The organism is Streptomyces cyaneofuscatus, from assembly GCF_042718795.1.
Lineage (GTDB): Bacteria > Actinomycetota > Actinomycetes > Streptomycetales > Streptomycetaceae > Streptomyces > Streptomyces cyaneofuscatus_A.
In genome coordinates this window covers 70469-84725 of the sequence record NZ_JBHXOX010000019.1, presented here as the reverse complement: position 1 = coordinate 84725, position 14257 = coordinate 70469, and the positions used below count along the sequence as shown (strand labels likewise).

Below are 14257 nucleotides of genomic sequence, written 5' to 3'. Positions count from 1 at the left end.
GTAAGGGCTAGCCCAGAGCCGCCATCGCCGCGTTGTGGCCGGGGACCCCGCTGACCCCGCCGCCGCGCACCGCGCCCGCCCCGCAGAGCAGGACGTTGGCGTGGGCGGTCTCGACGCCCCACGGGCCGGTGGTCTCGCTCTCGTACGGGAAGGAGAGGTCGCGGTGGAAGATGTGGCCGCCGGGCAGCCGCAGATCGCGTTCGAGGTCGAGAGGGGTCTTGGCCTCGATGCAGGGTTCCCCGTTTCCGTCGAGGGCCAGGCAGTCGGTGATCGGCTCCTCCAGGTGGGCGTCCAGTTCGGCGAGGGTGGCCTTCAGCAGGGCGGCGCGGGCGGCGTCGTTGTCGGCGGCGAAGAGCCGGGCCGGAGTGTGGAGGCCGAAGAGGGTGAGGGTCTGGTAGCCGCGCTCGGCGAGGTCGGGGCCGAGGATCGAGGGGTCGGTCAGCGAGTGGCAGTAGATCTCGGACGGCGGTGCCGCGGGCAGCCGGCCGGCCGCCGCGTCCCGGTAGGCGTCGGCCAACTGCCCGTACCCCTCGGCAATATGGAACGTGCCGGCGAAGGCCTGCCGGGGGTCGACGGACCGGTCGCGGAGGCGAGGGAGCCGGGTGAGCAGCATGTTCACCTTGAGCTGGGCGCCCTCGGCGGGCTCCGGCGGGGTCCGACCGAGGAGGGCGGCGAGCGCCTGCGGGGAGGCGTTGACCAGCACCCGGCGGGCGGCGATCACCTGTTCGCCGTCGGGGGTGCGGACGGTGACCTCGGCGTGGGTGCCGTCGGTCTCGATCCGGGTCGCCTCGTGCCGTACGCGGATCTCGGCGCCCGCCGCACGGGCGGCCGCCGCGAGGGCGTCGGTGAGGGCGCCCATGCCGCCGACGGGGACGTCCCAGTCACCGGTTCCGCCGCCGATCACGTGGTAGAGGAAGCACCGGTTCTGGAGCAGTGAGGCGTCGTGGGCGTCGGCGAAGGTGCCGATCAGGGCGTCGGTCAGCACCACGCCCCGCACCAGGTCGTCGGTGAAGTTCCGCTCGACGGCCACCCCGATGGGCTCCTCGAACAGGGTCCGCCAGGCTTCGGTGTCGTCGATCCGGGCCCGCAGCGCCTCCCGTGCGGGCAGCGGTTCGGTGAGGGTCGGGAAGACCCGTTCGGCGACCCGCTGCGTCATGGCGTAGAAGCGCTGCCACGCCTCGTACTCCCGCTCTCCCCCGGTCAGCGCGGCGAACGACTCCCGCGTCCGGTCGCCGCCGACGAGGAGTCCGGTGGGACGTCCGCCGCGCACCGCCGGGGTGTAGGAGGACACGGTCCGCTTGCGTACGGCGAAGTCGAGGCCGAGATCGCGGACGATCTTCCGCGGCAGCAGGGAGACCAGGTAGGAGTAGCGCGAGAGGCGGGCGTCGACGCCGGCGAAGGGGCGGGTCGAGACGGCCGCTCCCCCGGTGGTGTCCAGGCGTTCCAGGACGAGGACGGACTGTCCGGCGCGGGCGAGGTAGGCGGCGGCGACCAGACCGTTGTGGCCACCGCCCACGATCACGGCGTCGTAGCGGTCCCGGGCGGGCGCGGGCGGCCGGCGGTGAGCGGACGGCTGGGGTGCGGAGGACGGCTCAGGTGCGGGCATGCACCTTCGTAACACGGGGAGCCGCGTCCCGGCCAGAGGGACCGCACGGCCGCGCCCGGCCGGGGGCCCCGGGCCCATCGCCGCAGGCCGGGGCGGTGGTCAGGCGGGCCGGGGCGGTGGTCAGGCAGGCCGGGGCGGTGGTCAGGCAGGCCGAGGTCGAGGTCACGCAGGCCGAGGCGGTGGTCAGGCGGGCCGGGGCGCGCGGCCGGGACGGGGTCAGGGGGGCGGCGGCAGCGCGTTCTGGGCGCGGTGGGCGGCCAGCGTGCGGAACAGCTCGGCGGACTCCTCCTTCCGCCCGAGCCGGTCCAGGCAGTGCGCCTCGTCGTGACGGGCGGCCAGGGTCTCCGGGTGGTCCGGGCCGAGGCCCCGGCCGCGTGCCTCGGAGACCTGCCGGTACGCGACGAGGGCCTCGGCCCACCGGCCGAGCCAGCCCAGGGCGACGGCGACCTCACGGCGGCTGACGACGGTGTCCGGGTGGTCGGGTCCGAGGGTGCTCTCGCGGATCGCGCACACCTCGCGCGCCTCGGTGACCGCCTCCTCCCACTGGCCCAGCCGGCCCAGGTTGACGCCCAGACCGTGGCGGGCGCGCAGGGTCTCGGCGTCGGACGGGCCGCCCACCCGCGTACGGTCGGCGACCAGGGTCCGGAAGAGCTCCAGGGCCTCCGCGCTGCGGCCGAGCCGGCCGAGGCTGATGCCCGCCTCGTAGCGGGCGGCGAGGGTGCCGGGGTGGTCGGGACCGAGGGTGGCGGCGCGGACCCGGGCGACGTCCTGGTAGGTCTCCAGGGCTTCCGCCCAGCGCCCCAGCCGGCCGAGGGTGTAGGCGACCTCGTACCGGGTGGCGAGGGTGTCGGGGTGGGTCGTGCCGAGCAGCCGGGCCCGGTCGTCGGCCACCTGGCGGGCCAGTTGCCACGACTCCTCGGGCCGGCCGAGGCGGCTGAGGGTGAGCGCGAGGTGGTGGCGGCAGCGCAGGGTCTCCGGGTGGTCGGGGCCCATGGACCGTTCCCGGGCGGCGAGGACCGCCGCGTACACCTGATGGCTCTCGAAGTGGCGCCCGAGCTGCCCGAGGACGTGGGCGGTCTCCTGCCGGGCGGCGAGGGTCTGCGGGTGGTCGGGGCCCAGGGCGCGTTCGCGGCCGGCGGCGACCTGGCCGAACTCGCGCAGCGCGTCGGCGGCCCGGCCGGTGCGGCTGAGGGTGAGGCCGATCTCGTGGCGGCTGGCGAGAGTGTCGGGATGGTCGGGGCCGAGGACGCTCTCGCGCTGGGCGGCGACCGCGCGGTGCACGTCGCCCGCCTCCTCCCAGCGGCCCAGGCGCCCCAGGTCGATGCCCGAGCTGTGGCGGCCGGCGAGCGCGGCGAGCAGCTCGGGGGTGGCGGCGGGGCGGGCGGGCGGCACACCGGTGGAACGGTCGGTGCCGGGGGGTGCGGCGGTGGCGGCACGCGCGGTGGTCCACCGGCCGGTCAGTCCGGCGGCGGGGTCGGGGACGCCGGGCCCCCGCTTCAGGGAGCCGGTCGCCGGGTGTCCGGAGGTCATGTTCCGGGTCCAGGCGGGCAGTTCGGGGGCCGGACGATGGACGGCGGGTTCCGGTGTCCGGTACGCGCCGGTGAGGGCCGCCGGCAACGCGGCGGGCCCCAGGGCCTCGTGCTCGCCGCTGCGGCCGAGCGTGATGCGGCGGCGCAGGTCGCTCGCGTCGGGGGGCCGCTCGTCGGGGGCCTTGGCCAGCAGGTCGAGGACGACGCGGTCGAAGAAGCCGGGGAGTTCGGCGCGGTGGGTGCGCAGCGGCTCGGGCTGGGTGTCGCGGTGGCCGACGAGTACGGCCCAGGCGTCGTCCAGGTCGAACGGCGGTACGCCGGTGGCGATCTCGTACAGCACGCAGCCCAGCGAGTAGAGGTCGCTGCGGTGGTCGACCTCCTTCCCGCCGATCTGCTCGGGCGACATGTAGTGGGGGGTGCCCATGGCGATGCCAGTGGTGGTGAGGCGGGAGGTGACGTTGATGTCGTGGCCGAGGCGCGCTATGCCGAAGTCGCAGATCTTCACCGTGCCGTCGGTCAGCCGCATGATGTTGGCGGGCTTCAGGTCACGGTGGACGATGCCCTGCCGGTGGGTGTAGCCGAGCGCGTCGGCGACCTGTTCGGCGATGTCGACGACATGGTCGACGGGGAGCGGGCGTTGCTGGTTCTCCTCCAGGAGCTGGCTCAGGTTGTGCCCCTCCAGCAGCTCCATGACGAGATAGAGGACGCCGTCGTGCTCGCCGAAGTCGTGGACGACGGTGACGCCCCGGTGCTGGAGGGAGGCGGCGACCCGGGCCTCGCGGCGGAAGCGTTCGCGCAGGATGCGGGTGGAGGCCTGGTCGTGCTGGGGGACCATGGGCTTGAGGCACTTGACGGCGACCAGGCGGCCCAGCGACTCGTCGCGCGCCCGCCACACCTCGCCCATGCCGCCGCGCCCGATCAGATCGAGCAGCCGGTACCGGCTCTGGATCAGCCTGGTGTCCGCCATCTCCCGTTTCTCGCCCCCGTCGTTCCCCGCCACTGCCCGCGCGCCCTCCCCGGCCCGTCCAGTATGGCGGCCTCCCGGCGGAGCCGGTATGCGGCGGGGCGGCGCTGCCGGACGACTCCTGGGCGTACGGGCGGTGCCAGGACGCGTAACAAGATCAGGAACAATGGTACGACGCGGGGCCTCCAGGGACGGAGAGCCGTCGCGGCACGGCGGAACGATCGACGAGCGGGGGAATCATGCCCAGGTGGGGGCTGCTGGTGGAGCAGAACCTCGGGCTCGGCGGCCAGCGCCGGATCTGGTCGGCCGGGGTCATGGACCATGTGGACGGTACGCGCGAGGAGGCGCTGGAGGTCCTGCGGCAGCGGGCCGAGACGTACCGGCCGGCGCATCCGGCCAGCCCGAAGCGCCGGAGGCTCTACCGGGAACGCGACGGTTTCGTGCTGGTCCTGGACGGGGCCTGGCAGAGCTTCCACTGCCGGTTCACGGTGATCGAGGAGCTGTACGACAGCGCGGCGCCGAAGCCCGTACCTCCGGCCGTCCCCGAACCGGAGCCGGAGCCTGAGCCGGCGATCCCGCCTCCGCCACCACCGAAGCCGCGGCCGCAGCCGGACCCGGAGCCCGAGCCTGCACAGCCGCGGACGTGGGACGCGGATGTTCCCGAGGTCCCGTCGTGGCTCCACCGCGACCGGCCGTCCTGAGCCGCGGGGGCCGGTTCGGGGCCGGAGGGCGTCCCCCAGCCCCGTAAAGCGCTCCCGTCAGCCTCCGACGTACGCCGCGAGGTGCTCGCCCGTGAGGGTGGAGCGGTCGGCGACCAGGTCGGCCGGGGTGCCCTCGAAAACGATCCGGCCGCCGTCGTGCCCGGCGCCGGGGCCCAGGTCGACGATCCAGTCGGCGTGGGCCATGACCGCCTGGTGGTGCTCGATGACGATCACCGACTTGCCGGACTCCACCAACCGGTCGAGCAGTCCGAGCAGTTGCTCCACATCGGCCAGGTGCAGACCGGTGGTGGGCTCGTCGAGGACGTACACGCCGCCCTTCTCGCCCATGTGGGTGGCGAGCTTCAGCCGCTGGCGCTCACCGCCGGAGAGCGTGGTGAGCGGCTGGCCGAGGCGGAGGTAGCCGAGCCCGACGTCCGAGAGCCGGGTGAGGATCTTGTGTGCGGCGGGGACGCGGGCCTCGCCCTCGGCGAAGAACGTCTCCGCCTCGTCCACCGACATCGCGAGCACCTCGCTGATGTCGCGGCCGCCGAGGTGGTGGTCGAGCACGGAGGCCTCGAACCGCTTGCCCTCGCACTCCTCGCAGACGGTGGCGATGCCCGCCATCATCGCCAGGTCGGTGTAGATGACCCCGGCGCCCTTGCAGGTGGGGCAGGCGCCCTCGGAGTTGGCGCTGAACAGGGCGGGCTTCACGCCGTTGGCCTTGGCGAACGCCTTGCGGATGGGTTCGAGGAGCCCGGTGTACGTGGCCGGGTTGCTGCGGCGCGAACCGCGGATCGCGGTCTGGTCGATCGAGACCACGTCCTCGCCGGCCGGGATCGACCCGTGGATAAGGGAGCTCTTGCCGGAGCCGGCGACCCCGGTGACCACGCAGAGCACCCCGAGCGGGATGTCGACGTCGACACTCTGGAGGTTGTGCGCGGACGCGCCGCGGATCTCCAGCGTGCCGGAGGGCGTACGGACCTTCTCCTTGAGGACGGCCCGGTCGTCCAGGTGGCGGCCGGTGAGGGTCCCGCCGGCCCGCAGCCCTTCCACCGTGCCCTCGAAGCAGACGGTGCCGCCCGCGCTGCCGGCCCCGGGGCCGAGGTCGACGACGTGGTCGGCGATGGCGATCGCCTCCGGCTTGTGCTCCACGACGAGCACGGTGTTGCCCTTGTCCCGCAGCCGCAGCAGCAGGTCGTTCATCCGCTGGATGTCGTGCGGGTGCAGGCCGATGGTCGGCTCGTCGAAGACGTACGTCACATCCGTCAGGCTGGACCCGAGGTGGCGGATCATCTTGACGCGCTGCGCCTCACCGCCCGACAGCGTGCCCGAGGGCCGGTCGAGCGAGAGGTAGCCGAGGCCGATCTCCACGAACGATTCGAGGGTCCCGAGCAGCGCGGTGAGCAGCGGCGCCACCGAGGGCTCGTCCAGCTTGCGCACCCAGTCGGCCAGGTCGCTGATCTGCATCGCGCAGGCGTCGGCGATGGAGATCTTCTTGATCTTCGAGGACCGGGCGCCCTCGCTGAGCCGGGTGCCCTCGCACTCGGGACAGGTGGTGAAGGTGACCGCGCGCTCCACGAAGGCGCGGATGTGCGGCTGCATCGCCTCCTTGTCCTTGGAGAGGAAGGACTTCTGGATCTTGGGGATGAGTCCCTCGAAGGTGAGGTTGGCGCCTTCGACCTTGACCTTGGTGGGCTCCCGGTGGAGGAAGTCCTGCATCTCCTTCTTGGTGAACTCGCGGATCGGCTTGTCCGGGTCGAGGAAGCCCGACTCGGCGTAGGTCCGCACGGTCCACCAGCTGTCCGACTTCCAGCCGGGGATGGTGAAGGCGCCCTCGGCGATCGACTTGGTGTCGTCGTACAGCTGGGTGAGGTCGATGTCGGAGACCGTGCCCCGGCCCTCGCAGCGGACGCACATGCCGCCGGTACGGGTGTAGGTCTGCTTCTCCGTCTTCGTGCCGGCGCCCCGCTCCACCGTGATCGCGCCGCTGGCCTTGACCGAGGCCACGTTGAAGGAGAACGCGTTGGGCGAGCCGATGTGGGGCTTGCCGAGCCGGCTGAAGAGGATGCGCAGCATCGCGTTGGCGTCGGTGGCGGTGCCGACGGTGGAACGGGGGTCGGCGCCCAGCCGCTGCTGGTCGACGATGATCGCCGTCGTGAGCCCTTCGAGTACGTCGACCTCGGGCCGCGCCTGCGTCGGCATGAAGCCCTGGACGAAGGCGCTGTAGGTCTCGTTGATCAGCCGCTGCGACTCCGCGGCGATCGTGTTGAACACCAGAGAACTCTTGCCGGAGCCGGAGACCCCGGTGAACACCGTCAGCCGGCGCTTCGGGATCTCGATGTCGACATCCTTGAGGTTGTTCTCGCGCGCCCCGTGCACACGGATCACTTCGTGGCTGTCGGCGACCGGCTGCGCGGGCGACCGCGATCCGGCTCTCTCGGCCTTGCTCATCGTCTCTCCATCTGTCGCGCGGGGCCGCCGCTCCGCACACGCCTGCCGCGGCCCCGGCTCGGTCTCACTCTATTCGAACAGCTTGTTCTATTCTTGCCGCTCCGGCTCCGCACCGCAGCGGAACCGGTACGTCGGCGGGTTTCAGCCCTTGCGCGGCTGGTTGAAGCGCAGCATGTTGCCGGCGGGGTCGCGGAAGGCGCAGTCGCGGACACCGTACGGCTGGTCGATCGGCTCCTGGAGCACCTCGCCGCCCGCGGCGCGGATGCGTTCGAAGGTGGCGTCGACGTCGTCGGTGGAGAAGATCACGCCGCGCAGCAGGCCCTTGGCCAGCAGCTCGGCCATGGCCTGCCGGTCGGCGGCGGGGGCGTTGGGGTCGGCGAGCGGCGGTTCGAGGACGATCTCCACGTCCGGCTGTGCCGGGGAGCCGACCGTCACCCAGCGCATGCCCTCGAACCCGACGTCGTTGCGTACCTCCAGGCCGAGAACGTCCCGGTAGAAGGTGAGCGCCTTGTCGTGGTCGTCGACGGCGATGAAGGTCTGTGCGAGCTTGATTTCCATGTGGTTCACGCTACGGAGGGGGCGGTGCTTTCGCTTCTCCATTCCTGACCGGTCGCGTGTGGATCTTGGCGACACAGGCCGGAATGGCGGCACCTTCTTCGTGCGACCGCGCCCGGTAGGCGCTGGGGCTCTCGCCGACCAGCTCGGTGAAGCGGGAGCTGAACGACCCGAGCGAGGTACAGCCGACGGCGAAGCAGACGTCCGTCACCGACAGGTCGCCGCGGCGCAGCAGCGCCTTGGCCCGTTCGATCCGGCGGGTCATGAGGTAGCTGTACGGGCTCTCGCCGTACGCGGAACGGAAGCTGCGGGAGAAGTGCCCCGGCGACATGAGCGCACCACGCGCGAGCGCCGGCACGTCCAGCGGCTCCGCGTAGTCACGGTCCATCCGGTCACGGGCCCGGCGCAGCCGGACGAGGTCCTCCAGCGTCACGGGGTCATTGTCCCACGGGGTGCTGAAGCTTCCGCCCTCGACCGCATCTGCCGCCACCGCTCACGCATCTCCTCATCGGCTCATTAAGCTTGGGCCGTCGCCGTGGCTGACCGACAGGAGCGAACAGCGTGCCGGACTCCGTGGTTTACCGCTGCGCAAGGGACGGATTGGCAGCCACGTCGCGAAAAGGGCTTCTCGGTGGCTACGACGGCGCCGACGCGTGGTCGCCGGCGCTGAGCAATCTTCGTAGCGCCGACGAGCAGCTCATGGTGGAGACGCACGAGGTGTTCGCCACCACCCTGTCGGCGTCACCGGCCGGTGTGCGGCGGGCCCGGTCGCTACTCGACGGCAACACGATGTACTCGGGGTCGCTGGAGCGAGGTCCGGGGCCGGCCGGCGTCGGCGTGCTGCCGTGGCGGTTCCGGGAGACGGCAGTGGCCGCCGTGCTGCGTTGCGCGATGGCGCCGGCCGAAGTGCGCGACATCCTGGAGACGGGGTTCGCCCGGGTGAGGCGGACCGATGTCCCCGAGACGGCGCGGCCCGACCGGCGGCTGGAGGCGTTCGAGGCAACCGGAGGGCCGGGCGGCTGGGAGGCTGTCCTGTCGGAACTGGTCTTCGACCACCCTGACCGGGGTATCGATCGGGGAGACGCCGACCGCCGGGGACTTCCCGATGGCGAGGCACCGGACAGTCTGCGCCGATTCGAGGAGGAGGTGGTACTCCGCCGGTGTTACGCGTACGTCAGCGCGGTCCTCGCGGACGCGGGGATGCCATCGGTGGCCTGGGAGGAGCAGGCAGTCGTCGGCAACGCCCTCGAAGCAGCGGTAGCTGAGGTGGACGGCGAGCTGTCCGAACGCCTGAACGTGGTCACGGAACGGCGCCCCGTGCTGGAGGACGGGCTCGAGTACGACCGTCAGAAGATCGTGCTGCGGCAACGGCTGCCCGTGGAGCTGGTGGACGGCGCTCAGGTGCCGGAGTTCCTCGACGCCTTCGTGGTGGGTGATCAGGACCGTGACCGAGATGTCTGCGGCGTCTGGCTGAGCCGCGAGGTGGCGCGGAAGCAGTTCGACTTCCCCGAGGGGACCGAGTTACCGGAACCGGTCATCGCGTTGCCGGCCCTGGTCCGCACGGCGGACGGCCGACAGGTCGTACGTCTGCTGACGGCCGCGTTCACCGTCGACCGGCAGTCGGCGTTCCGGTTCCTCTCCGTCGGCGGGAAGGCCGGGGTGTCCGTCCTCACCAGGCGGTTGCGCCGACGTCACGGCGGCGGGGGCGGCGGGCACGTCGAGATCGACGGGGCCTTCCTCCAGGACGACGCCGCAGGCTTCAAGCTCGTCCTCGACCAGGACACGGCGTCATGACCGGCACGGACAGCCGGGAGTGGCCGGCAGGTCTCGACGCACTGTTCCCCGACGTCGCGGAGGACCGCCTCTGCCTCGATGCGGTCGCGCTGGAGCGGCTGGCGGTACTGCTGGACATGGATCCGACGGAGTTGTCGATCACCGTCCGCTCTCTGGTACGCGAGCACGGCGGCGATACGCCGGCGTTCGAGATGCGGACGGATGTCTGGCGCATCGACCTGCCTGTGGCGGTCGCGAAATCGGTGCTGGTGGAAGCGATCGCCACGAGCGTGCTCCAGTTGCTGGGCGCCGACACGATCCCCGTCGCCGTGGTCAGCGCGGTGGCGCCGCTGGTGTTCGAGGTCCGAGGGGTCGAGCTCCGGCCGTCCGATGCCGTGATCCACGCGCGGCTGACCGCTGCCGCCGGCGGCGACCCCGATCAGCTGGAGGATCTCCACCGTCTGCTGCCCTCGGAGGTACGCGACGAGCTCAGCCTCTCGGAGTTCGCCGATGTGGTCGGGCGGCTGCTGCGGGCCCGCCTCGCAGTCATGGGGCCGGACGGTCTACGCGTACGTGCCCGGGACACCCGACGCGGCTTCCGCCTGATGCTCTCGGACCCGCCCCTGCCACCCGTCCTGCTGTCCGCGGCGGGCAACGGCCGGGGCGCGACCGAGCCGACGGCCACCTCCACCGGAAGGGGGGTGCCGACGCGGACGGGTCCCTCGGCGTCCTCGGAACCATCGCCGTCCCCCGACCCCTCGGAGCCGGCCGCGGCCCCGCGCGTCTTCGTCAGCTACGCCCATGACTCGGACCGGCACAAGGAGGATGTCCGCGCCTTCTGTGAGTTCCTCGCCACGTCGGGCATCGACGTGCGGATGGATCAATGGGAACTGCACCAGCGACGCGACTGGCACCTGTGGTCCATCCGCGAGATGCGGACGACCGACTTCGTCATCGTCGTGGCATCACCGGAGTGCCGCCGGGTGGGCGACGGTGAGGTCGGCCAGCACGAACGTCGCGGTCTGCAGTCCGAGTTGCGCTTGCTGCGCGAACTGTACAACCGCGCCAACGGAGACTGGACGCCCCGAGTACTGCCGGTGGTACTCCCCGGCGGCTCCGTCAACGACATCCCGCTGTTCCTCACGGCCGGAAACGACGATCATTACCTGGTCACCGGCTTCAGCATCCGGGGTGCGCAAGACCTCCTGCGAACACTGACCGGGCAACCTCCTTACGTACGCCCCGTGCTGGGGCCGCTCCCGGACCTGCCGCCCCACTCGCCCGTGGCATCCACCACACGGGCCTCCGGCGCGCCGGACGGACAGGGCACGCAAGGCCCTTCCCTCTCGACCGTGCCCCTGTCCGCGATCAGGGCCTCCCGGCAGATGTACGAAGACGTCGGGCGCAAGGCCGACACGGTCATCGTTCCCCGTGCCGCCCTCAGAAGCCGCCACCTGCCGCGCATCCGGCGGCGCGTCACCTCCTCCGGTGTCCTTCCGGTTCCCCTGCTCGGCGAGGCGGGCATCGGCAAGTCGGTGATGAGCGCCCAGATCTTCCGAGCACTCGACGAGCAGCAGGATGTCACCGCCCTGCTGGTCAACTGCGAGTACGTGGTGGCGGCCGTACATGATCAGACCGATCTCGACCGGGCCCTCGGTGCACTGCTCGCCCCCGCCGTCAGCGGGCCGGTCCCGCTGACCGCGGTCACCGCGGCCTGCGCCGACCGATGGGGCCGCCAGGTCGTGCTGGTCCTGGACACCGTCGACTACCTGCTGAACGCCGAGGCCGCCCCCTCGGTCCTGGGCCTGCTCCACACCCTGCGCGCCCAGAACATCCTGGTGGTCTTCACCTGCCGGCAGCACGACTTCGACAACTGGCTGGCACCGGGCTACTCGCGCCTGGCGGTGCCCATGGAGGACAACGGCGTACCGCCGCTCACCAAGGACGAGGTCATCCTCGTCGTTCAGGGCTACCTCGAACGCCACCATCTCCAGGACGCCCGGCCCGACTTCATCGCACGTGTCCTCGCGGCTCATGAGGACCCGGAGCGCAGGGCCCTGACCGAATTGATCGCGAACCCCCTCCATCTGTTCATGTTCTGTGAACTCTTCGCCGGGGCCGACAGTTTTCCGCCGGATCTCAGTGCAACGCGCCTGATGCGCCGGTACTTCCGGGAGAAGGTCACCGCAAGTCGGCGCTATCCGCGCACCACAGAGGAGTCCCTGACCAAGCAGCGGCTGGTCTCCAGCCTCTCCCACGCGCTGTGGAAGGCCTCGCGCGACACGCTCTCCCTCTGGACTCCGGAGATCGCCCTCCCGCTGGACGGGGTCGGATTGCGGGCCTATCAGGACCTGCTCAGCGAGACGGTCCTCGTACAGCGCGAGAGCCTCTCCGGCGAGCAGGTCGGTTTCCGCCATCAGGCCCTGACCGAGTACTTCATCGCGATGCATCTGCATCGGACCCGCACCGAACGCGACGATCTGCTCGAAGAGCTGCGGGAGCGGCCGCATGATCGCTGGTTCGCCTGGCAGATGGTCCGTCATCTGGTCGCGATGGCGGACGCCGAGGAGGTCCGCGCTCTCCTCGACCGGCTGGACCTGGACGAGATCGTCGCCTTCCGGGCAGTCGTGTTCGGCGCCGTCGAGGAACATCGCGAAGGCCTGCTCCTGTCCCTGACCGCTCGCGTACGACACTCCGGAGAGGTCTTCGGCAAGCAACTGATCGAGGCACTGCCGTCGGTCCCGGACAGCGGGCTGGAGGAGGCGGCGCGGGCCGCGGTCCGGCTCCTGAGGGAAGTACCCCCGGGTCAGGTGTGTGCCGTCGCGCGGTCGGCGGCCAGACTCGTGACGCGCGGCGGTGAGAGGGCGGGCCCCTGGCTCGTCTCCCTGCTGGAGCAGTTGCAGGGCCGTATGTCCGACCCGTTCTCCGCTCTGGAATTCCCGCTCGTCGGCGATGTGGTGAGGTTCCTCCTGGCGCCGTACGTCGAGCGCGGCCGCACGCTGCCCGCCGAGGCTCTCAGCGCGGTACGGCACTTGCTCCATCCGCGCAGGATCGGTGCTCCCGCCGTACGGGAACTGGCCCGGACCTTTCTGCTTCCGGGTACGGCCCACACCGAGCGGGTACAGGCGCTCACCGCCGTCCTGAGCCGCGGCTCCTACCGGGATCTGCATCCGGTGGACGAGGAACTGGTACTGCGTGTTGTCCCGTGGGCCTACGGCTCCACCACGGGAAAGCGGGAACTCGACGACCCTCTGGCGTTCCTGACCGCGGGCGGCAGACAGATCAGTCCCGTGCGATACAGCGCCTTCGCCAGGGTCGCCAACGAGAAGCCGCACATCGCGGCCCTGCTGACCGGCGCGTTCCTCACCTCGGACGACAATGCCGCCGCTCACCACCTGCTGCACTGCCTTCAGCAGGCTGTGCATACGGGCGGCGACACATGGGTAGCGGAAGCGCTGCGGGCGGCGCCCTCGCTGCCACGGCGTTCAGCTGGAACCCGACAGGTCTGCGCCGTGCTCACCGCGTTCGCGAAGTCGCCGAAATCGATCCGTATTCCGTTGGCCGCCTGGTTCGAGAAACGGACGACCGACTGGTCCAAACAGTCCGCGGACGCCTACCTCCGGCTGGTCCACGACGAACCCGGGCTGCTGCCCGGAGCGCTCGGCAAGCTGGCCGAGCTGTCGGTACGGGAGCAGGAGAGGGTCATCGCCAATCTGGCGCGGGAGGGCGACGGGGTCGCCGAAGAGATCGTCCTGACCATGCTCGACGGTGTGCGAAGCGGTGCCGGGGACGCCACGCCGCAGTTGTCGCCCGCGGTCGAAGCCCGCTTGTGCGGCCTGGTCGCCGACCGTGTACCTTCCGCCCGCGAGCGCCTGGTGGAGCTCGTCACAGCCGACTCGCACAACGCCGCCGAGCAGGCGCTGCACCAGTTGGACGGGGTGGCGGCCGGAGGCGGGGACTGGCTCTACGCGGAGTTGCTGACCCCCCTGGCCTCACACCGTGATCCATGGATCCGGCACCGGGTGCTGAACATCGTCGCTCCGCTCGTCCGCACGCATCGGCGACAGGCTTCCGCCGTGGTGCACACCTGGCTCGAGGAGGCTGCCGGACGGGCTGCCGAAGGGATCAAGAACCCCGAGGAGCTCGGACTCCTGTTGCACCTGGTGCACAACTTCTGCCGTGGGGAGGGCGGTTCCGTAGCGGCGCAGGAAGACACGATCAGTGCTCTCCTGGACCGGACGACCCAGGACGTCGAGTCGGTGGGGAAGTCGGTCGTCCGTCAACTGATCGCCCTGCTCAAGACCCTGTGCGCGCTGCGCGGCCACGGACTCCGGCCACGCGCGGCGGGTTGGCTCTTCCATACCTTGCGGCATGTCGATGTGAATCCGCACCGGGACGAGGGGGCCTGGGCGCGGGAAGCGCTCGGGCACCTGGTCGAGGCGGATGCGGTCAGGCTCGACCAGGTGATGGACGACTGTGCCGGGTGGATACCGGACAACCAGTTGATCATGGTCGAACTGATCATCAGTCACGATGTGCGGCGAGCGGCGTCCCCGCACCTCGACACCCTGTTGGGGCGCGGTTGTTCGCCCGCCGTCACCGAAAGCATCGTCGCCCACAGGCATCCGGCCGGCTGAGCGGTCGGCGCAGACCGGTGACCGAGACACCACGCGGCACG

8 protein-coding genes are annotated in these 14257 nt (G+C 71.3%); 3 read left to right on the top strand and 5 right to left on the bottom strand.

Going from position 1 to position 14257, the window contains the following annotated elements:
- Positions 1 to 7: 7 nt before the first annotated feature.
- A complete protein-coding gene (locus tag ACFWRT_RS22245) occupies positions 8 to 1606 on the bottom strand; it encodes a phytoene desaturase family protein (RefSeq protein ID WP_380949336.1) in 1599 nt (532 codons plus the stop codon).
- Between the two features lie 216 nt (positions 1607 to 1822).
- Complete coding sequence (locus ACFWRT_RS22240) at positions 1823 to 4102, bottom strand: serine/threonine-protein kinase (protein ID WP_380949335.1); 2280 nt, start codon at positions 4100 to 4102, stop codon at positions 1823 to 1825.
- Between the two features lie 236 nt (positions 4103 to 4338).
- Here ACFWRT_RS22240 and ACFWRT_RS22235 point away from each other — a divergent pair, with 236 nt between their 5' ends.
- On the top strand, positions 4339 to 4800 hold the full coding sequence (locus ACFWRT_RS22235; protein WP_380949334.1) for a hypothetical protein: 462 nt from the start codon (positions 4339 to 4341) through the stop codon (positions 4798 to 4800).
- 57 nt (positions 4801 to 4857) lie between these two features.
- On the opposite strand, the gene ACFWRT_RS22230 is transcribed toward ACFWRT_RS22235, so the two are convergent.
- From ACFWRT_RS22230 to ACFWRT_RS22220, 3 genes are all read right to left on the bottom strand, one after another.
- Complete coding sequence (locus ACFWRT_RS22230) at positions 4858 to 7251, bottom strand: ATP-binding cassette domain-containing protein (protein ID WP_380949333.1); 2394 nt, start codon at positions 7249 to 7251, stop codon at positions 4858 to 4860.
- 141 nt (positions 7252 to 7392) lie between these two features.
- Positions 7393 to 7809 (bottom strand): VOC family protein, encoded by a 417-nt coding sequence (locus ACFWRT_RS22225; protein WP_073881150.1) that lies wholly within the window; start codon positions 7807 to 7809, stop codon positions 7393 to 7395.
- A 10-nt stretch (positions 7810 to 7819) separates the two neighbouring features.
- A complete protein-coding gene (locus tag ACFWRT_RS22220; protein WP_380949332.1) occupies positions 7820 to 8239 on the bottom strand; it encodes a helix-turn-helix transcriptional regulator in 420 nt (139 codons plus the stop codon).
- 167 nt (positions 8240 to 8406) lie between these two features.
- On the opposite strand from ACFWRT_RS22220, the gene ACFWRT_RS22215 reads away from it, so the two are divergent.
- Both ACFWRT_RS22215 and ACFWRT_RS22210 read left to right on the top strand, forming a co-directional pair.
- On the top strand, positions 8407 to 9600 hold the full coding sequence (locus ACFWRT_RS22215) for a hypothetical protein (protein ID WP_380949331.1): 1194 nt from the start codon (positions 8407 to 8409) through the stop codon (positions 9598 to 9600).
- Positions 9597 to 14216 (top strand): SEFIR domain-containing protein, encoded by a 4620-nt coding sequence (locus tag ACFWRT_RS22210; RefSeq protein ID WP_380949330.1) that lies wholly within the window; start codon positions 9597 to 9599, stop codon positions 14214 to 14216. The genes ACFWRT_RS22215 and ACFWRT_RS22210 overlap by 4 nt, the downstream gene beginning before the upstream one ends.
- Positions 14217 to 14257: the final 41 nt, after the last annotated feature.

Bases quoted from the DNA above. Each gene is read 5' to 3' on its own strand.
- ACFWRT_RS22245 (WP_380949336.1), bottom strand. From the start codon at position 1,606: ATGCCCGCACCTGAGCCGTCCTCCGCACCCCAGCCGTCCGCTCACCGC.
- ACFWRT_RS22240 (WP_380949335.1), bottom strand. From the start codon at position 4,102: ATGGCGGACACCAGGCTGATCCAGAGCCGGTACCGGCTGCTCGATCTG.
- ACFWRT_RS22235 (WP_380949334.1), top strand. From the start codon at position 4,339: ATGCCCAGGTGGGGGCTGCTGGTGGAGCAGAACCTCGGGCTCGGCGGC.
- ACFWRT_RS22230 (WP_380949333.1), bottom strand. From the start codon at position 7,251: ATGAGCAAGGCCGAGAGAGCCGGATCGCGGTCGCCCGCGCAGCCGGTC.
- ACFWRT_RS22225 (WP_073881150.1), bottom strand. From the start codon at position 7,809: ATGGAAATCAAGCTCGCACAGACCTTCATCGCCGTCGACGACCACGAC.
- ACFWRT_RS22210 (WP_380949330.1), top strand. From the start codon at position 9,597: ATGACCGGCACGGACAGCCGGGAGTGGCCGGCAGGTCTCGACGCACTG.